The following is an 18,737-nucleotide window of genomic DNA, read 5'->3' on the forward strand; positions in this document are numbered from 1 at the left end:
GTGCCCCCGTCCACTCGTGCGCCCCCGTTCATCCGAGCAGCTCGCGCAGTGCCGCGAGTTCCTCGTCGGCCTCGTCGTCGCTGAGCTCGCCGACGCCGTCGCCGGTGGTCCGGGCGGCGGTGGCGGCCGGAAGACCGGTGTCCGCACCCTGGTCCGGGACGAGCTGCTCGTCGATGAACGCGGCCAGGGACCGGACGTCGGGGTGGTCGAAGAGCGTGGAGGCCGGCAGCGGGATGCCGAGCGCCGCCTCCAGGGCGTTCTTGAGCTCCACCGAGCCGAGCGAGTCGAGCCCGAGGTCGACGAACCGGGCGTCGAGGTCGACGTCCTCGGGGGTGTCGTACCGCAGCACGTCGGCGATCCGGGCGCGCAGCAGCTCGCGCAGCGCGGCCTCCCGGTCGGCCTTGGGCCGGGCGAGGAGCGCGTCCAGATCGAGTGCGGTCGGCGCGGGCTGCGTACCGTCACCCGAACGCACCTCCTTGAAGAGGGCGTGGGCGAAGGGCTGGGCGGCGGTGTAGGCGTCCCAGTCGAACGCGCCGACGACGGTCTGGGCGTACGGCCGGGCGAGCACGGTGAACAGCGCGCGCAGCGCGGCGCCGGGCTTGACGAACTTCAGGCCCTTGGCCTCGATGCCGTCGATCTGCCGCTCCGTGAGGGAGGCGGCCATGCCGATCTCGGCCCACGGACCCCAGTTGACGCTGAGGCCGGGCAGCCCGGCCGCCGCCCGCCACTGCATGAGGACGTCCATGTAGGCGTTCGCGGCGGCGTAGTTGGCCTGTCCGGCGGCCCCGAGGACGGAGGCGATCGACGAGTAGCCGACGAAGAAGCGGACGCCGGGGAGGTTCGCGACGGCCCGGTGCAGCAGGTACGTGCCGTGGACCTTCGCCCGCAGCACGGCGTCCATGCTCTCCCACGTCTGGGCCGCGATCGGCGCGTCGGCGAGGACGCCCGCCGCGTGCAGCACGCCCCCCAGCGGGGCGTCGCCCGCGGCGAGCGCGCCCACGATCCGCCCGACGTCGGCGGCGTCGGCGATGTCGCCCTGGTGGACGGTCACCTCCACGCCCTCGCCGAGCCACGCGGCGAGCTCGGCGGTCTCCGCCGGATCGACGGCCCGGCGGCTGACGAGCGCGATGTGCCGGGCGCCCTGCTGGACCAGCTTGCGGGCGGAGGCCCGGCCCAGCGCGCCGAGGCCGCCGGTGATCAGGTACGTCTCGCCCGCGTCGAGCCGGACCGGCTGCGCGGGCCGGTCGAGCGGATCGCGGAACTCGATGACGATCTTGCCGATGTTGGCGCCCCGGCTGAGGACGCCGAAGGCCTCCTCGACCTCGTCGAGCGCGTAGCCGACGGTCGGCAGGGCGGTGAGCCGGCCGGCCTCGATGTGCTCGGCGACCTCGCGCAGGATGGCGTGGTTGAGGCGGTCGAGCGCGTCGGCGGGCAGTTCGCCGAGGTCGAAGTTGTGGTACGCCACGTCGGGCCGCTCGGCCCGCATCTCCTCGGGCGTCCAGACGCCGATCTTGCCGAGCTCGACGAAGCGCCCGCCCGGGGCGAGGCAGCGCAGCCCGGCCGGGATGTAGTCCTTGTTGAGGCTGTTGAGGACGATGTCGACGCCCCGGCCGCCGGTGGCGGCGAGCACCTCGTCCGCGAAGTCCAGCGTGCGGGAGTTCATCACGTGCTCGACGCCCTGGGCACGCAGCAGCGGCCACTTGCGGGGGCTGGCGGTGGCGTACACCTCGGCCCCGGCGAGCCGGGCGAGTCGGACGGCCGCCTGCCCGACGCCGCCCGCGGCGGCGTGGATCAGGACCCGGTCGCCGGGCTTCATCCCGGCGAGGCCGTGCAGGGCGTGGTGGGCGGTGACGTACGCGGCGGGCAGGCCCGCCGCCTCGGTGAAGCCCAGGCCGGCGGGCTTGCGCACGACGACCGTGGAGGGGACGGTGACCCGGCGGCGCATGCAGCCGATCCGGCTGAGCACCACCTCGTCGCCGGGCGCGAAGGCGGCCTCGGGCCCGGCCGCGACGACGGTGCCGGAGGCCTCGAAGCCGAGCGGCAGCGGCTCGTACGGAACGCCCTGGTCGAGGGCGTGCCGGCGGAGCATGCCCAGCGCGTTCAGGACGTCCTTGAAGTTGAGCCCGGCGGCGTGGACCTGGACGGTGACCTCGTCGCCGGTGGGCGCGCGGTCCTCGACGGGTACCGGCCGCACGGCGGAGAACCGGCCGTACTCGGTGACCGTCAGCTCGGCGTTCGCGTCGTCGGCTGGGCCCGCGGGCGGGGAGAGCCGCTTCACGTGGCGGATGCCGGAGCGGTAGGCGATCTGGTGCTCGCCGCCCGCCGTGTCACCGGCGAGCCACTCGTTGACGAGGGGCTGGAGCCCGGACCCGTCGAGGTCGATCAGAACGGTCCGCAGCGCGGGGTACTCGTTCAGCAGTACGGCGCCGAAGCCCCACAGCGAGGCGGCGCCGAGGGCGTCCGGGCGCAGGGTGCCGGCCACGTCGCCGGGCAGCCACTGCGCCCGCTCGGTGACCAGCTGGATCCGCAGGTCCCGGCCGGTGCCGTGCTCCTCGACGGCGGCCACCAGGGCGAGCAGGTCCCGGTAGTTGCGCTCCGTCTCGGCGCGCAGCCGGCCGTCGCCGTCGAGCCCCGGCTCCGGGGTCCAGAACCAGCACAGGTCCGTGACGGCGGGATCGCCGGCGAGCAGCCGGGCCGCCGCCGCGGCGTCCGGCGCGTGCAGGGCCTCGCTCCCGGTCCCCGCGAGCAGCTCCGGCAGCTCGGCGGGCAGGGCCGCGCCGGCCCGGACGACGAGCACCCGGCGGCCCTCGCCGCCGGTCCGGGCGGCGGGCAGCGAGCGCTTGACCCAGCGCGGCCGCAGGAGCATCCGCTCGGCCGGGTCGGCGGGTGCGTCCGCGACCCGCTTGAGCCGCACGCCCTGCACGACGAAGACCGGACGGGCGCCCTCCAGGGCGACGATGTCGGCGGCGAGTTCCCCGGCCCGCGCGTCCAGGTCGACGCGGATGAGGATCCGGAGGTCGCCCTTGGGGCGCTTGAGCAGCTCCACGCGGTCGAACCCGACAGGCAGGTAGGTGCCGTCCAGGTCGACGGCGGCGCCGAGCGTCTGCATCGCGCAGTCGAGCAGCGAGGCACGCAGGTGCTCGACGGCCGGGGTGTCGAGGCCGCGCAGCTCACCGGTGGCGAGGCCGCCGGCGTACCGCTCGACGCCGAGGACGCGGCGGAACTCGGGGCCGTACGGCAGGCCGAGGTCGGCGTAGCGCTCGTACAGGTCCTCGCCGCGGTGCCGGGCCTCGGGGGCGCCGGGGTCGGCGGTCGCCTCGCGCAGCCGGTCGACGACCTCGGCGAGGGCGGCGGGTCCGGCGGGTGCGGCGCCGAGGGTCGCGGTGGCGTGGACGCGTTCGATGGCGCCGTCGCGGCCCTCGACCCGGCTGGCGATCTCGACGGCGGCGGGCCCCTCGGGGCCGGCCTCGGCGCGCAGCCGGACGCGGACCTCGACCGGTTCGCCGTCGCGCAGGAACAGCGGTTCGTGGATGCGCAGGTCCTCCACCAGCCGGGCGGTCTCCCCGTGCACCGCGTCCTGGAGGGCGAGGACCATCTCGACGTAACCCGCGCCGGGGAAGACGGGCCGGCCCATGACGACGTGGTCGGCGAGGTAGGCCGGGGCGTCGGGGGCGAGCAGCGTGCCGAACTCCCGGACCCCCGCCGCGCGCCGCGCCTCGTCGGTGATCTCCCGGCCCAGCAGCGGATGGTGCGCCGGTCCGCCGGTGCGGCCGGCGAGGGGCGCGCGGGCGACCCGGGCCGAGGGCAGCGGGTAGCGCTTCTTCGCGAAGACGTAGCCCGGCAGCGGGACGTGCCGCCCGCCGCGGCCCGCGTGGTAACCGGTCCAGGAGACGGCGAGCCCGGCCTCGTACACCCGGGCCAGCGCGGTGTGGATCGTGGTGGCGTCGGCATCGGACCGGGACATGCTGGAGACCCACACGTGGGCGCCCGGGTCGCCGGTCTGCCGGCCCATGTTGGTGAGTGCGGCGGACGGGCCGACCTCGACGAAGACCTGCGGTCCGCGGGCCTGGACGCGCCGCATGCCGGCGGCGAAGTCGACCGGCTCGGCGATGTGCCGGACCCAGTAGTCGGGCGTGCCCACCTCGGCGAGGGTCGCGACCTCGCCGGTCAGGTTCGACACGAAGCTGATGCGCGGCTCGTGGAAGGCGATGTCCGCCACGGCCTCCCGGAAGGCGTCGAACACCTCCGCCATCAGCGGCGAGTGGAAGGCGTGCGACACGGGCAGCTCCCGCGTCCGCACCCCCCGCTCCCGGAGTGTGGCGACGAGCTCGGCGAGCGAGTCCCGCCCGCCGGAGACCACGCACTGGAGCGGGGAGTTCAGCGCGCCGAGCCCGACGTCGGCGTACCCCTCCAGGAGCGGGGCGACCTCCTCGGCCGGGGCGAAGACGGCGGCCATGCCGCCGGGCGCCGTGACCGACTGCATGAGCCGGGCGCGTACGGACACCAGGCGGACCGCGTCCTCCAGCGAGAACAGGCCGGCGACGGCGGCCGCGGCGATCTCGCCCACGCTGTGCCCGAGCAGCACGCCGGGCCGGACGCCCCAGGACATCCACAGCCGCGCGGTGGCGTATTCCAGGGAGAACAGCGCGGGCTGCGTGTAGAGGGTGCGGCCCAGGTCCTGCTCGCTGCCGGGCGCCTCGCCGAACATGATCTCCTTGACGGAGCGGCCGAGATGCTCGGCGAACAGCCGGTCGCACGCGTCGAGGCGGCGGCGGAACTCGGGGTGGCGCTCGTACAGGTCGCGGCCCATCCCGACGTACTGGGCACCCTGCCCGGAGAAGAGGAACGCGGCGTCGGTGTACCGGCGTTCGGCCGCGTCCTGCGTCGCGGAGCCCGCGAGGTGCCGGTCGAGCAGCCGCTCCAGGTCCGCGCGGCCGGCGACCGGTCCGGCGAGGCGGGCCGGCAGGTGGGAGCGACCGGTGTTGGAGGTGAAGCACAGGTCGGCGACGGCGACGCCGGGGTGCGCGTCCAGGAAGCGGCGATACGCCTCGGCCTGGGCCCGCAGCCCGGCACGGTCCTTGGCGGAGAGGGTGAAGACGGCGGTGCCGTCGTCGGGCGCGGCCGGCCGCTCCGGCACCGGCGGCGCCTGCTCCAGTACGACGGAGGCGATGGTGCCGGCGAAGCCGAAGGAGTTGACCAGGGCGCGCCGGGGCCCGGCGGCCGGCCAGGCGCGCAGCTCGGTGGGGACGGCCACCCGGTAGCGGTCCCAGGGGATGTGGCGGGACGGCGTCTGCAGGTTGATGTGCGGGTAGACCACGCCCTCCTGGAGCTGGCGGATCACCTTGGCGACGCCACCGACGCCGGCCGCGGCCTCCATGTGGCCGATGTTGGTCTTGACCGAGCCGACGAGGAGGGGGTCCTCGCCGGTGCGGGAGCCGGCGAAGACGCTGTTGATGGACCCCATCTCGATGGGGTCGCCCAGCGAGGTGCCGGTGCCGTGCGCCTCGACGTACTGGATGTCGCCGGGCTCCAGGTTGGCGGCCGCGAGCGCGTCGCGCATCAGGGCGATCTGGGCGGTGCCGTTCGGCACGGTCAGGCCGCCGCTCTCACCGTCCTGGCGCACGGAGGAGCCCCGGATCAGCGCGAGGACGGTGTCGCCGTCGCGGCGGGCGTCGGAGAGCCGCTTGAGCACGAGCATGCCGGCGCCCTCGCTGCGGCTGTAGCCGTCGGCGGAGTCGTCGAAGGTCTTGCAGCGGCCGTCGGGCGACAGCATGCCGGCGCGCGAGTAGACGATGTGGTTGCGCGGGTGGTGGTTGACGTTCACCCCGCCGGCCAGGGCGATGTCGCACTCGCGGCGGCGCAGGCCCTGGGCCGCGAGGTGCAGGGCGACGAGCGAGGCGGAGCAGGCCGTGTCGACGCTCAGGCAGGGGCCGCGCCATCCGAGGAAGTACGACAGGCGCCCGGCCGCGGCGCTGTGCGCCGTACCGGCGGCGACGTGGGCGTCGAGGTCCGCGGTGTCCAGCGCCTCGACGTCGAGGGCGAAGTCCATCTGCCCGACGCCCAGGTAGACGCCGCCGTTTCCGCCGCGGAGCGCCGCCGGGTCGATGTGCGCGGATTCCAGCGCGCGCCAGGCGGATTCCAGTGCCCAGCGGTGCTGGGGGTCGATGAATTCGGCTTCCTTCGGGGAGATGTTGAAGAATTTCGGGTCGAATTCGTCCATGCCGGAGACGAATCCGCCGCCGGCCGAGAGGGGGCGCCGGCCGGCTTCCCTCTCCACGGCCTGGAGCGCTTCCATGTCCCAGCGGTCCGGCGGTACGGGTCCGGTGCCGCGGCGGCCTTCCCGGAGGAACGCGGAGAAGTCCTCGGGCGTCTCGTTGCCCCCGGGGAAGCGGATGCCCATGCCGACGACGGCGATCGGCTCGTACTTCTCCAGCAGCAGTTCGCGGACCAGGGCGTCCGTGCGGGACGAGGCCGTGTCGGTCACCGGTAGAGCTCCTTGAGTACGTCGTCGACCAGGTCCTTCGTGGCATCCGTCGCAGGGGCCTGCCGCGCCGGGTCGTCCGCGGTGCGGCCGGCGGGCGGGGCGAACAGCTCCGGGATCACCTCGGTGGTCAGGAAGTCGACGAGGTGCCCGACCGTCGGGTGGTTGAACAGGAACGCCGCGTCGAGCGGGCGTCCGAGTTCCCGCTCGAGCCGCTGCCGGGTGTCGGTGGCGCCGAGCGAGGTCAGCCCGAGTTCGAAGTAGCTGACATGTGGGGGCAGCACATCCGTCTCGTCCATCAGCAGTTCGCGCTTGAACTCCGCGACGACGAACGATTCGAGCCGGGCCCGGCGCTCGGACAGGGGAGTATCGGACAATTCCTGAAGCCAGGGTGTGGACGACGTCATGCTGCTCCTTGGTGCGGGATTTCCGTTGCCTGTTGACCGCCGGTCTTTTCGGGCGGAAGGATCAGGGCACCGAATGCCCGGAAGACAAAAGGGAATGGGGGCCTGCCCATGACGCAGAGGGAGACGGAGACGGTCGAGGACCGCGACCCGGAGCTCGCGGCCCGGCAGCGCGCCGAGGAGCTGTACGCGAAGGACCGCACCTGCGAGCTCCTCGGCATCGCGCTGAAGGACGCCGGTCCCGGCCGGGCCACCGTGTGGATGCGGGTCGCGGAGACCATGGTGAACGGCCACGGCACGGCACACGGCGGCTTCCTCTTCCTGCTGGCCGACGCGGCCTTCGCGTTCGCCTGCAACACGCACGGTCCGGCGACCGTGGCGCAGGGCGCGCAGGTCACCTTTCTGCGCCCGGCGGCGGTCGGCGACGAGCTGATCGCGGAGGCGGCGGAGCGGGCCCGGTTCGGCCGGGGCGGGGTGTACGACGTGACGGTGCGCCGCTCGGACGGCGCGGTGATCGCCGAGTTCCGCGGGCAGAGCCACACGCTCGGCGGCCGCCCGGCGCGGCCGGCCGCCGACACCGCCGTCGAGACGACCGCCGATACGGCCACCGAGACGCGCGCGGGGTGAGTCCGTCACTTCGGTGACCAGCGGGGATCGCGGCCGAGGAAGGCGAGCAGCCGCTCCTCGGCACCGGCCGGACCGGTCAGCTCCACCGGCGGCCGGAACGCCGCGGCGGGGCGCTCGCGCGACGGCCCGACCGGTACCTCCCGCACGGCGACCTCGGTGGCGGCGGCCACCAACTCGTCGTCGTAGCCCGCCGGGATGCCGAGGGCCGCGGCGACGTCCCAGCCGTGGACCACGTAGTCGACGAAGTGGAAGCCGATCGCGCGCGCCGCAGGGAACCGGTACGTGGGGTGGATCTCGGGCAGCACGAACTGCCGCTCCAGCACACCGTCGGCGCCGAACGCGCCGAGGACGCGCTCGACGGAGGCGGCGTAGGCGCGGCCGGGGTCCGCGGCCGATTCCAGGGGCTCCTCCCGCCACACCCCGGCGTCGGCCGGGCCGCCGTCGGCGGCCGCCGCGAAGCCGAGGTGCTGGGCGGTCATGTGCGCGAGGAGGCGGCGCAGCGTCCAGCCCCCGCAGGGAGTCGGGGCGTCCCACTGGTCCTCGCGCACCCGCGCGACGATCTCCGCGCTGCGCAGCACGGCCCGGCGGTCGAGCTCCCGCAGGACGGCGCCGGAGGCGCTCCCCGCGGCGCTTCCCGCCGTGTCCCGCGCGGTGTTCCCCGAGGTGCTCTCCGCGGCGCTCTGCGTTGTGTTCCTGGCGGGCATGGTCATTCCTTCGTGTGTCCGTTCTCCCGCCACCAGCGCCGGCCGGGCTCCTCCAGCGTGGAGACGGGGTCGTAGAAGAGGTAGCGCCGCGTGAGCGCGTCCGGATCGTCGAGCTCGATGCCGGTGCGGTAGTTCTTCGTCCACTCGGAGATGCCCAGCTCCCGGTCGTACGCGGCGACCTGGTGCACCCAGCGCTTGCCGACGTACGGGACGTCGCACACGATGCGCGGTGTCGCGTAGCCGGGCAGGTAGCCCATGACGGCGTGCTGGAGCTCCTGTGCCTCCCACAGGGCGACGCGCCAGTGCTCCGCGTGCGGGATCATGTCGCACATGTAGAAGTAGTACGGCAGGATGTTCGCCTCGCCCTGGAGGACCATGCACAGGTCGAGGAGCGCCTTCGGCGTGGTGTTGACGCCGCGCATGAGGACACCCTGGTTGCGGACGTCCCGCACCCCTGCCTCCAGCGCCGCGCGCGCCGCCTCGGCGACCAGCGGCGTCACCGACTGCACGTGGTTGACGTGGGTGTGCACGGCGAGGTTGACCGACCGGCGCGCGGCGGTGCGCGCGACCCGCTCCAGCCCTTCGCGCACGTCCGGCTGCAGCCAGTGCTGCGGCAGCCCGGCGAGCGCCTTGGTGGCGAGGCGGATGTCGCGGACGCTCTCCAGGTCCAGCAGCCGCATCAGGAACGACTCCAGGCGCGGCCACGGCACATTGGCGACGTCGCCGCCCGAGACCACCACGTCACGGACCCCGGGGGTCCGCTTGAGGTAGTCGATCATCAGGTCCTGGCGGTCGGTCGGCTTGAGCGTCAGCCGCGCCTTCTCCACCTGGGGGGTGGAGCCGCCGACCAGGTCCATGCGCGTGCAGTGCCCGCAGTACTGGGGGCAGGTGGACACCAGCTCGGCGAGGACCTTGGTGGGGTAGCGGTGGGTGAGCCCCTCCACCACCCACATCTCCGCCTCGTGCAGGGAGTCCCGCTCCGCGTAGGGGTGACTGGGCCACTCCGGGTCGCGGTCGGAGGCGACGGGCAGCATGTACCGGCGGACCGGGTCGGCCAGGAACGCCTCGGTGAAGGCCGCCGGCCCGGTGGGCGCCGCCGGGGCCATGGTGTTGAGCATCTGCGGGGTCAGCAGCATCGACATGGTGGCGAAGCGCCTGCGGTCGGCCTCCAGGTCCGCGAAGAAGCGGTCCTGGAGCAGCGGCCCGGCCACGGCCTTGAGCTGCCTGGGGGTCTTCACGCAGTGGGCGCGCTGCCACTGGGCGTCGCGCCACTGGGCGGCCGTGACGTCGCGCCAGCCGGGCAGGCGGCGCCAGTCCGGTTCCACCGGGGTCATGCGCTCGTACGCGTAGGGCTGCGGGGAGGGCAGGGCGGGCGGTCCCGTCGAGTTCGCGGCTTCCATCGGATTCCTAGCTGATCGGCGAGGGGGTCGGGTACGGCGCCGCCGGTCCGCGGCACCGTGCCCGGTGCGGCGGGGCCGCGGCACCGGCCCCCGGGCTGACGGCGGCGGTCAGGTCCGGTCGGCGCCGGTGAGGAGGGTGGCCCAGCGGGTGCGCAGCTCTCGCTTGAGGACCTTGCCCGTGACGCCGGTCGGGAAGTCCGCGGCGTCACGCGCGACGATCACGGCGGCCAGCGGGGCCAGTCCGGCGGCGGTCAGCTCCTTGTTGGCCTGCTCGCGCAGTGCGTCGGTGGACGGCTCGGCGACGCCCGGCTGGATCCGGACGACGGCGATCGGCCGCTGTCCGTCCCCCTCGGCGGCCGGGACGCCGACCACGCCGCAGTCCTGGACGACGTCGCCGCAGTCGGCGAGGAGCACCTCCTCGATCGGCAGGCTGTAGACCGGGCCGTCGGCGGTGTCGATGACGTCCACGGTGCGGTCGAGATGGTAGAAGTTCCCCTCCTCGTCCCTGCGCGCCACGTCACCGGTGAGCCAGTAGCCGTCCAGCTCGAAGCTGCGCGTCAGCTCCGGGTCGTTCCAGTAACCGGGCGTGCGCGACGGCGTCTTGACGGCGAGCAGGCCGACCGTGCCGACCGGGACCTCCCGGCCGTCGGTCCCGAGGACGGCCGCGGCGGTCACGACCTCCGTGGGCTTGCCGACGCAGCGGTCGTCGCGCTCCGACTCGGGGGTGGTGACCTGGCCGAAGAGGGCCATGCCCATCTCCGAGGAGCCGAGCCCGTCGATGAACTGCGAACCGGGCAGGGGCGCGTCGGCGTCCTGGCCGCGCGGGAGCAGCCAGGGCTTGATGAGCCCGGCGGGGCGTTCGCCGAGCCGGACCAGGCGGCGGATGTGGCCGTAGTGGGCGCCGTCGCCTGTGTTGAACCAGCTGTGCACCTTCGCGGCCCCCTTCGTCGGCGGCTCACCGGTGGCGAGCTCCACGAACGTGCGCGGGAAGGAGGCGACCATCGTCGGCTGGAAGGCCTCCATGACCGGCTCGACGACCGCGCGCCGCCAGTCCGCCATGACGACGGTGGGCAGACCGAGGAGCGTCGCGGTGAGGAAGTAGCTCAGGCCCCCGGCGTGGGTGTGCGGCATCAGCGACATGAGCCGGTCGTCGGGCGAGGCGGGGAACCGCTCCATCCGGGGCTCCTTGCCCGCCCAGAACTGCCGGTGCGCGAGCATCGTCGACTTCGGGGTGCCGGTGGTCCCGGAGGAGTGGATGAGCGCGACGATCTCGTCGGCGGCGTGTGCGTACGGGTACGCCGCCGGCAGCGCGCCGCTCGCGTCGCCTTCCGGGTCGTACGCCTTGATCTCGGCGGCCGGGACGACGAACCGGGGGCGGCGGCGGTTGCCGTCGGCGCGGTACGCGGCGACCAGCCGGGTCGGGTCGTCGGCGACCAGGCCGGCCGCGCCGACGTGGTCGATGTAGCGGATGGCGGTGCGCTCCGGCATGGCGTTGTTGATGAGCGCCGGGATCGCGCCGAGGGCGGTGAGCGCGAGGAAGTGCAGCAGCGGCTGGAGCCCCTCGCCGACGAAGACGGCGACCGGCTCGCCCGGCCGTACCCCGTTGGCGTGGTACCAGCGGGCGTAGCGGTCCCGCAGGGCGGCGAGGTCACGCAGGCTGTGGCCGCGCAGCACGACCTCCCCGCGGTGGTCGAGGCTGTGCGTGAAGGCGTACGGGACGTCGCTGTTCGGGTTGGACTCCAGGGCTTTCTGGAGGAAGTTGCCCGCGCCGAGGGTGGGGTCGGTCATGAACTCGCGCCGGACGGCGAGTGGAGCGATGGGGCTGGTCGTCACAGTGCTCTCCTGAGGACGTCGTGAGGTGGTGCACGTGGGGCCGGGCCCCGCTCAGAGGCGGGCGGCGGTCTCCTCGGCGGCCCGGCGGCCGGAGCGGATGGCGCCTTCCATGAGGCCGAAGAACTCGGTGCTGGTCTCGGTGCCGGCCCAGTGGACGCGGCCGTGCGGACGGGTCAGCCCGGGACCGAGCGCGAGCCAGTCGCCGGGGCCGAACAGGGCCGCGTAACACCCCTTGCTGTACGGGTCGTTCACCCAGTCCGTGACGTGGAAGCCGATCGGTTCGGGCAGGTCCGGGAAGAGCCGGGCGGCCTGGCCGACGGCGGCGGCGCGCTGCTCGGCCGGGCTCAGGGCGGCGAAGCGGCGGGCCTCCTCGCCGGTGACGAAACCGGTGAGGACGCCCGCACCGCCCTCCTCGGGCGAGTCGTCGACGGTGGAGAGCAGCGGGCCGTCGGAACTCACCGACCAGCCGGAAAGGCCCTGTTCGCGCCAGAGCGGGGACGGGTGGACCAAGTGCACCTTGACCGCGCAGCCGGGCGCGGTCCGCGCACCGGAACGGGGGGCGGGCAGGCCCGGCGTGTAGGCGATCCGGTCGGCGAGGACCGGCGGCAGCGCGACGATCACGGCGTCCGCGCGGGTGGTGTCGCCCGCGGAGCGTACGGTGGCCCCGTCGTCGTCCTGTTCCACGGCGGTGACCGGCTCGGACAGCCGCACCCGGTCGCCGAGCCCGGCGGCCAGCGCCTCGCACAGGCGGTGTGCGCCGCCGTCGATCCGCCACTCCTGGGCACCGCCGGCGAAGGCGTTGAGGTAGCGCAGGCCGCCGCCGGAGCGGAGGTAGAAGGCCATGTGGAGGACGGAGACGTCGGCGGGCGCGGCGGCCATCATCTCGCCGAGGAACAGCGGGAAGAAGAGCCGGCTGTCGGGGTGCCGCAGGTGGGTCTCCGCCCATGCGGCGGCCGTCGTGGCGTCGAGGCGCGCGGCGTCCGGGGTGAGCCAGGGCGCGTCGACGCGTACCGACCGGGTGACCTCGTCGAGCAGGTCGAACATCTCGCCGAGCGCGACGCCGCTGAGCGGAGGGAAGCGGCCCGGGACGCTGTCGGGGGACCCGGCGCCGATGGCGAAGCGGCTGGCGCCGTCCATGGTGGTGGGGGCGGTCTTGAGGCCGGACTCGGCCATCAGGGCGAGCAGTCGGGTGTGCCGCTCGCCCAGGTAGGCGGCGCCGGCGTCGGCCCAGCTGCCGGGGGCGACCTCGATGCCGTGCATCCGTCCGCCGACCCGGTCCCGGGCCTCCAGGACCTGGACGTCGACGCCGCGCCGGGCGAGTGCGTCGGCGGCGGTCAGCCCGGCGAGGCCGGCGCCCACGACGACGACGTTCATCGGGCCACGCTCGCGACACGCCGGGCGAGGGCGGCCGGTGTCGGCGCCTCCAGGATGTCGTCGAAGGTGAGTTCGACACCGTGGGTGCGGGCGACGGCGCTCAGGACGCGGGTGCCGAGGAGCGAGTCCCCGCCGAGGTCGAAGAAGTCGGAGTCCGCGGAGACGCTCTCGGTCTCCAGCACACGACGGAAGATGTCGACGATGTCGTCGGGGTTCATCGGGAGTCCTGTTCTGTCTGGCCGGTGGAGGGCGCGGCGGAGGCGGGCGCGGCCGAGGTGGGCGGCGGGGACGGCGGTGCGCCGGCGGCGGCCGTGTGGCGCCGGTGGGTTCCGAGCCGGTCGATCTTGCCGCCCGCGGTGTGGACGAGCCCGGGGACGACGGTGATCCGGTGCGGGACCAGATGGCCGGGCACGGTGTCGCGCAGGTGGCGCAGCACCTCGCGGGCGAGGCCGTCCGTGTCGGCGCCGGCGTGCTGGGGCACCACGTACGCGGTCACGGTGGTCCGGTCCGCGGTGCGGGCGCCGACGACGGCGGCGGCCCCGACCCGCGGGTGGGCGGTGAGGTGGGCCTCGATCTCGCCGGGGTCGACGCGGATGCCCCGCACCTTGATCTCGGCGTCGAGGCGGCCCTCGTGGACGAGGTGGCCCTGCGGGTCGCGCGACACCCGGTCGCCGGTGCGGAACCAGCGGACGGCCCCCTGGCCGGTGGGTCCCTCGCGCGTCACGAAGCGTTCGGCGGTGATGTCCGGCAGGCCCCGGTAGCCGAGTGCCAACGCGGGTCCGGACACCAGCAGTTCGCCGTCCTCGCCGACGGCGTCGGCGACGTGCGGCAGCGGCAGGCCGATCGGGACGCGGTCGTGCTCGCCCCACCACGCGCCGGGACCGGGGGCCCGGGGGCCGTGCAGGTCGACGGCGTGCGTGATCAGGGTGGTCTCGGTGCAGCCGTAGGTGTTGATCAGCCGGATGTGGCCGGTGCCGAGGGCCCGCCACTCGGCGAGCCGGGCGGGGCTGACGGCCTCGCCGCCGATCACCACGGTGGCGACGTCGCCGGGCAGTGGCTCGCCGCTCTCGGCGAGGTGCCGGACGAGCTCGTGCCAGAAGGCGGTCGGCAGGTCGAGCAGGGTGACGCGGGCGGCGGCGACGGCGCGGAGCATGCGGGGCAGCGAGCCGGTGTACGCGTCGTCCGCGAAGACGAGGGTCGCGCCGGCGGTGAGCGCGGGGAGGATCTCCTCGAAGCAGGTGTCCCAGTTGAGCGAGGCGAACTGCAGGACGCGGTCCGAGGGGGTAAGGCCGAAGAGTTCGCGCAGCGAGGCGACGGAGGCGGCGATGGCGCGCCGGGGGGTGAGGACCGGCTTGGGTGTGCCGGTGGACCCGGAGGTGAAGAGCGTGTACGCGGGCAGGTCGGGCGCCGCGCCGCGCGTCCCGGGTAAGTCCGGTGCCGGGTTCCGGGGCTCCGTCTCCGCGTCGGGGAGAAGGAGGGCGTCCGCTCCCTCGGGGACCGGGGTCCCGGGGCGGGTGACGATCACTTGGGTGCAGCCGGCGGCCACCAGAAGGGCCTTCTGCCGCGCGGCGGGGAAGGCCGGGTCGACGGGGCAGTACGTTCCGCCGGCGGCCAGGACGCCCAGGAGGGCGACGACGGTGGCCGGGGAGCGGTCGGTGAGGACTCCCACCGGCCCCGGCTCGGGGCCCAGCCGCTCGGCCGTCGCCCGGACCCGGCGTAAGAGCTCCGCGTAGGTCGTCTCGCGGTCACCGTGGGCGAGTGCGATGTGGTGCGGGAACCGGTGGCCGGCTGCCATCAGATCGGCGACGACATCCGCCGTCACCGTTTTATCTCATTCAATGAGACGGCGGGACGGGGTAAGTGGTGGGGTAAGAGCTGCGAGCGAATGAATTCGAAAGCGATCACCCAGCAAGGCATGGCCAGACGTTAACACTCTGGCAGATCGACGAGTCAAGGGAAGCCGCGATGTGATCCAGATCACGCGGAATTCATCATTCCTGGTCGGGGTTGCCCGTGCCTACTCGATGGGGTAGGAATTTCGTGGATCTACGGGGATCCATAAAGGAGGCCGACTGAACATGACGCAGCCGTTTCAGTTACGGATCGTTGTACGGGGCTACGAGCTCGACACGCAAGGCCACCTCAACCAGGCGGTTTACCTGCAGTACTGCGAGCATCTGCGGTGGGAGAGTCTGCGGGCGGCCGGTATTTCCCAGGATCGCCTGCTGGAGACGCGGATCGGCCCGGCCGTCCTGGAGAACACCATGCGGTTCCGTCATGAGCTGCGCGGCGGAGATGAAGTCGACGTGACGTGCCGGTGGGTTTGGGGTGACGGCAGGACATTCCGGGTGGAGCAAGAGATCCGGCGTGCCGATGGTGTACTCGCCTGTGAATTGACCAGCGTCGCCGGCCTCATCGACCTGGATCAGCGAAAGCTCATCGCGAATCCCGCCGCCCATTTCGCCAAATTGGCCGAGCACCCGGAAATCATGGGTCTCTGAGCGGTACGGGCCCTGCCGCACCCGCCGAGCGTATCGGGCCGGCCGCGCCCGGCGCAGCGTTATGCGGGGATCGGCTCCGGGGCCGGCTCCGGGAGCGGGTCCGGGAGTGGGCCCTAGCGGGCCCGGCGGCACGGCTCGGGCCCGCCCCCGGACGCCGGGTCACCCCAGGTCGAGGGCGTTGCGCAGACCCAGGCGGTAGCGGGTGCGGTCGTGGCGCTTGAGGAGCTCGATCTCCGGGGCGCGGAACAGCGGCTTGACCGTGCAGCGCGGCGCCGTCGAACCCGCGCGGTCCAGCAGGGCGTTGACCGCCTGGCGGGCCGAGGCGTTGGCACCCTCCATCGTCGCCAGGTCGATGTCGACGGAGACGTAGTCGCCCGCCAGGTAGAAGTTCGGGATCGCCGTGGCGGCCGACGGCCGGTGATGGAAGGTGCCGACCGGGTGGACGAGGAGCTCGTCCTCGTTGGTCGGATGCGGGGTGCCGAGGCCGTCCACGCCCGGGTCCAGGTACCAGGAGTGCAGCGCGCCGTCCTTGAGCGCCGTACGGCCGGTGTCGTTGAGCGCCGCCTTCAGCTGCGCCCACACCTCGCGGGCCACCTGCTCGCGCGTGCACTGCTTGGCCGTCTTCCCGTACAGGATCCCCGGCTTGTCCCACTCGGAGATGTCGACGGACAGGCAGTCCACGGCCACGCCGTCGCCGTAGTCGGCGGGGAAGTCGCGGTGCGGCCAGTGCTCGGCCTGGGCGATGGCGGTGAGCGACCAGGGCGAGTCGATGCAGTTGAGGTGGCCGTGGACGAGCGGCGGGCGCTCGGTCAGATAAAACTGGATGCCCGTCATCCAGTCCGTCTGGAGCTTGTCGCACCGCGCCAGCTGCGGGTCCGCCGCGCGCAGGGCCGCGCCCCACGTGCGGCGGGCGTGCTCGACCGGCAGCGCGCAGACGTAGTGGTCGGCGGTGACGTTTCCGCGCACCCCGCCCGGGTCCTCGACCAGCGCGCCGCCGACCCGCCCGTCCGCGTACAGCACCTCGCGCAGCGTCCAGCCGACCTTGAACTCGACGCCCAGGGAGCGCAGGTGGGCCTCCCAGGGGTCGATCCAGGCCTCGTTGGTGGGGGCGTTGAGGATCCGGTCCGGGGGGCCGTCCGCGCCGCGGCCGAGCGCGTTGAAGACGAACGCCTCGCCGAGCGTGCCGACGGTGCGGGTGCTGGCCTCCTCGGCCTTCGTCGCCACGATGTTGCGGGTGACGCCGATGGCGAGGATCCGCTGGTACGTCTCCGACATCCGCGCGGCCCGGGTGAAGTCCCACCACGGCGTGCGCTCCCACAGCTCGTCGCGCCGCTCGTCGCAGCTGGTGAGGAAGACGAGCGCGCGGTTCACGAAGTACGCGGTCTCGTGCGCCGGGAGCCCGGCGGCCGTCTCGACGAGCGCGGTCAGCGCGCGGCGGATCTCGTCCAGCGTGAGCGCGGCCGGCTTGTGCCCGGGCCAGGGGATGGACATCCGCAGGTCCTCGCGGCCGGTGCGGGCGAACATCATCTCGGGCGGCGCGACCAGGTTGTCGAAGACGCCGCGCGCGTTGCCCGGGTACGGGATGCGCCGCATCGTGTCCGGCAGGTTGTGGTAGATGCCCGGGATGAACCGGAACCCATGCTCGGCGGGGAGCGGTCTGCGCCCGCCCTTCGCGCTGCCCGGTACGTCGAAGCTGCGCGCCTTGCCGCCGAGCGCGCGCCGTTCGTAGACGGTCACCCGGTAGCCGCGCTCCGCGAGTTCGTGCGCGGCGGTGAGCCCGGCGACGCCGCCGCCGAACACGGCGACGGAGCGGCCGGAGAGGCCACCGGCCCCGTCCCCCGCCGACACCGCTGCCGCCGCCGCGGGACCGGCCGACGGGAGGCCCGCCCCCACGGCCCCGGCCACCACGGCGGCACCCGCCACGAAGCCCCGTCGTGTCGTCGTACGCGTACGATCCATGCCCCACCCACCCCTTACCTGCGGTAACGGTCACGTTGGTCGCAGGAGCATAGGGCTGCCCCGCGCGGCCCGGAACCGATCAGGAGTGCCCCGTGCGCACATTGGCCGGTTTCCGCCACGCGGGGCCTCCGGTCGGTGACCCGTCGATCATGTGCGCTCCGACGGGTGACGCGGCGCCAGCCAGGAGGCGACCGCCTCGGCGATCGGCTGGCCCGTCTCCGCCTCCACGAAGCCGAACTGCCCGCCCTGGTTGCACTCCAGGAACCACCACAGCCCCTCCGGGTCCTCGGCGAAGTCGAAGGCGGCGTACGCCAGTCCGGCCAGGTCCGTGTAGTCGCGCACGCCCCGCACGATGCGGTCCGGCACCTCGGCCGGCTTCCAGGGCTCCCCGGTGTCGCCGTAGCGCCCGTCGACCTGGCCGGGCGCGGACGCCTTCCGGGCGGCGAAGATCCGTCCGCCCACATAGGTGAGCCGGAGGTCGGCCCGCTTGGGCACGTACTGCTGGAGCAGGGTGGGGCCGGCCGCGACACCGGCGAAGTCCGTACCGGGGCCGAGCAGTGTGGTGGGCAGCTCGACCGGCGGACCGCCGCGCGGCGGCCCCGACAGGGACTTGACCACGACCGGCCCGTGCCGCGCCGCGAACTCCTCGGCCACCCGGGGAAAGGTCGTGATCACGGTGGGCGGCACGGCGAAACCGCTGTGGTGCGCGAGCCGCAGCTGCCACGGCTTGTGGCGGGCCTGCGCCGCCTGCCGGGGGTGGTTCATCCAGCGCGCCGTGGTGGAGTACAGCATTCCGTACAGCGCCTGCGCGGTCTCGGCGCCGAGCCAGTCCGAGCGCTCGGGCGCGTGCGCGGCCGGCTCGCCGGGCCTGCGCATCCATATGGAGCGCAGGGCCCGGGAGCTGACCATGCGGCCCTGCGCCGACAGATAGCCGTGGAAGTCGCCGCGTACGTACTCGGCCGACAGGTCCACCTCACCCGGGAGGTCGGCGGGGTCCAGGCGTACCAGGGGAACGCCCCGGGCCTGCAGCTTGTCCACCACCATGTCGGCCGTGACGTCCTGAGGGCTGGTCAGGATCAGTACGGTCATCAGCGCGCCGCCGGCCGCTCAGTCGTCGAAGTGCGTCTGGGAACCGGCCTTGGACGTGGTGGTGCCGGCGGCCAGCAGGATCGCGGGCTCGGCGATGGCGGGGCGGCCGTCCGGCAGTACGTTGAGCTGGCGTGCCGCGTCGTAGGTGTACAGCTCCGTGGCGTCGTCCGCGACGCTCTCCTGCGGACGGGCGTAGGCGTAAGCGAAAGGGTGCATGGTTCTCCCTCGTCTCGTCATCTCGTTCATCGTCGTGCTCATCGTCGTGCCGACTCTCGATCCTTATGACAGTACGCAGTCAACCTGTAGGGTTCTCGTCACGCTGTGCAACAGCGGCGCGTGTGCGGTCCCCGTACGTTTTCCCCGTC

13 protein-coding genes are annotated in these 18,737 nt (G+C 73.8%); 2 read left to right on the plus strand and 11 right to left on the minus strand.

Annotation, left to right across the window (positions count from 1 at the left end; all coding sequences use genetic code 11):
• Positions 1-28: 28 nt before the first annotated feature.
• Positions 29-6,484: an SDR family NAD(P)-dependent oxidoreductase gene (locus ABZX67_RS11670; RefSeq protein ID WP_355357504.1), complete on the minus strand. Its 6,456-nt coding sequence runs from the start codon at positions 6,482-6,484 to the stop codon at positions 29-31.
• Entirely contained in the window at positions 6,481-6,888 is a 408-nt protein-coding gene (locus ABZX67_RS11675; RefSeq protein ID WP_355357507.1) for an acyl carrier protein, read from the minus strand. Before ABZX67_RS11675 ends, ABZX67_RS11670 begins: the two co-directional genes overlap by 4 nt.
• A 108-nt stretch (positions 6,889-6,996) precedes the next feature.
• Between ABZX67_RS11675 and paaI the strand changes: the two genes are divergently transcribed.
• Positions 6,997-7,512, plus strand: coding sequence for a hydroxyphenylacetyl-CoA thioesterase PaaI (gene paaI, locus ABZX67_RS11680; protein WP_355357510.1), 516 nt, complete (start codon positions 6,997-6,999; stop codon positions 7,510-7,512).
• Between the two features lie 5 nt (positions 7,513-7,517).
• Here paaI and ABZX67_RS11685 read toward each other — a convergent pair whose 3' ends face one another.
• The 6 genes from ABZX67_RS11685 to ABZX67_RS11710 form a co-directional block, all read right to left on the minus strand.
• Positions 7,518-8,216 (minus strand): TIGR03086 family metal-binding protein, encoded by a 699-nt coding sequence (locus ABZX67_RS11685; RefSeq protein ID WP_355357513.1) that lies wholly within the window; start codon positions 8,214-8,216, stop codon positions 7,518-7,520.
• 2 nt (positions 8,217-8,218) lie between these two features.
• The gene (locus ABZX67_RS11690) at positions 8,219-9,550 is read right to left on the minus strand and encodes a lysine 2,3-aminomutase (RefSeq protein ID WP_355357684.1); all 1,332 of its coding nucleotides are present in this window, start codon (positions 9,548-9,550) and stop codon (positions 8,219-8,221) included.
• Positions 9,551-9,724: 174 nt separating this feature from the next.
• Positions 9,725-11,449 carry a class I adenylate-forming enzyme family protein gene (locus tag ABZX67_RS11695; protein WP_355357516.1) on the minus strand — a complete coding sequence of 575 codons (1,725 nt, stop codon included), beginning with the start codon at positions 11,447-11,449 and terminating at the stop codon, positions 9,725-9,727.
• 51 nt (positions 11,450-11,500) lie between these two features.
• Entirely contained in the window at positions 11,501-12,823 is a 1,323-nt protein-coding gene (locus ABZX67_RS11700; protein WP_355357519.1) for a flavin monoamine oxidase family protein, read from the minus strand.
• The gene (locus ABZX67_RS11705) at positions 12,820-13,041 is read right to left on the minus strand and encodes an acyl carrier protein (protein WP_355357522.1); all 222 of its coding nucleotides are present in this window, start codon (positions 13,039-13,041) and stop codon (positions 12,820-12,822) included. Before ABZX67_RS11705 ends, ABZX67_RS11700 begins: the two co-directional genes overlap by 4 nt.
• On the minus strand, positions 13,038-14,645 hold the full coding sequence (locus tag ABZX67_RS11710) for an amino acid adenylation domain-containing protein (RefSeq protein WP_355357525.1): 1,608 nt from the start codon (positions 14,643-14,645) through the stop codon (positions 13,038-13,040). Before ABZX67_RS11710 ends, ABZX67_RS11705 begins: the two co-directional genes overlap by 4 nt.
• A gap of 256 nt (positions 14,646-14,901) precedes the next feature.
• Between ABZX67_RS11710 and ABZX67_RS11715 the strand changes: the two genes are divergently transcribed.
• Positions 14,902-15,324 carry an acyl-CoA thioesterase gene (locus ABZX67_RS11715; protein WP_355357528.1) on the plus strand — a complete coding sequence of 141 codons (423 nt, stop codon included), beginning with the start codon at positions 14,902-14,904 and terminating at the stop codon, positions 15,322-15,324.
• A gap of 159 nt (positions 15,325-15,483) precedes the next feature.
• On the opposite strand, the gene ABZX67_RS11720 is transcribed toward ABZX67_RS11715, so the two are convergent.
• The 3 genes from ABZX67_RS11720 to tgmA form a co-directional block, all read right to left on the minus strand.
• A complete protein-coding gene (locus tag ABZX67_RS11720) occupies positions 15,484-17,283 on the minus strand; it encodes an FAD-dependent oxidoreductase (RefSeq protein WP_355357531.1) in 1,800 nt (599 codons plus the stop codon).
• A gap of 147 nt (positions 17,284-17,430) precedes the next feature.
• Positions 17,431-18,372 carry an ATP-grasp ribosomal peptide maturase gene (gene tgmB, locus ABZX67_RS11725; protein WP_355357534.1) on the minus strand — a complete coding sequence of 314 codons (942 nt, stop codon included), beginning with the start codon at positions 18,370-18,372 and terminating at the stop codon, positions 17,431-17,433.
• Positions 18,373-18,390: 18 nt separating this feature from the next.
• A complete protein-coding gene (tgmA, locus tag ABZX67_RS11730) occupies positions 18,391-18,588 on the minus strand; it encodes a putative ATP-grasp-modified RiPP (RefSeq protein WP_355357538.1) in 198 nt (65 codons plus the stop codon).
• Between the last annotated feature and the right edge of the window lie 149 nt (positions 18,589-18,737).

It is taken from the genome of Streptomyces sp. NPDC003036 (genome assembly GCF_040611175.1).
Taxonomy (GTDB): domain Bacteria; phylum Actinomycetota; class Actinomycetes; order Streptomycetales; family Streptomycetaceae; genus Streptomyces.

Bases quoted from the DNA above. Each gene is read 5' to 3' on its own strand.
- ABZX67_RS11675 (WP_355357507.1), bottom strand. From the start codon at position 6,888: ATGACGTCGTCCACACCCTGGCTTCAGGAATTGTCCGATACTCCCCTG.
- paaI (WP_355357510.1), top strand. From the start codon at position 6,997: ATGACGCAGAGGGAGACGGAGACGGTCGAGGACCGCGACCCGGAGCTC.
- ABZX67_RS11685 (WP_355357513.1), bottom strand. From the start codon at position 8,216: ATGCCCGCCAGGAACACAACGCAGAGCGCCGCGGAGAGCACCTCGGGG.
- ABZX67_RS11690 (WP_355357684.1), bottom strand. From the start codon at position 9,550: ATGACCCCGGTGGAACCGGACTGGCGCCGCCTGCCCGGCTGGCGCGAC.
- ABZX67_RS11700 (WP_355357519.1), bottom strand. From the start codon at position 12,823: ATGAACGTCGTCGTCGTGGGCGCCGGCCTCGCCGGGCTGACCGCCGCC.
- ABZX67_RS11705 (WP_355357522.1), bottom strand. From the start codon at position 13,041: ATGAACCCCGACGACATCGTCGACATCTTCCGTCGTGTGCTGGAGACC.
- ABZX67_RS11715 (WP_355357528.1), top strand. From the start codon at position 14,902: ATGACGCAGCCGTTTCAGTTACGGATCGTTGTACGGGGCTACGAGCTC.
- ABZX67_RS11720 (WP_355357531.1), bottom strand. From the start codon at position 17,283: ATGGATCGTACGCGTACGACGACACGACGGGGCTTCGTGGCGGGTGCC.
- tgmB (WP_355357534.1), bottom strand. From the start codon at position 18,372: ATGACCGTACTGATCCTGACCAGCCCTCAGGACGTCACGGCCGACATG.
- tgmA (WP_355357538.1), bottom strand. From the start codon at position 18,588: ATGCACCCTTTCGCTTACGCCTACGCCCGTCCGCAGGAGAGCGTCGCG.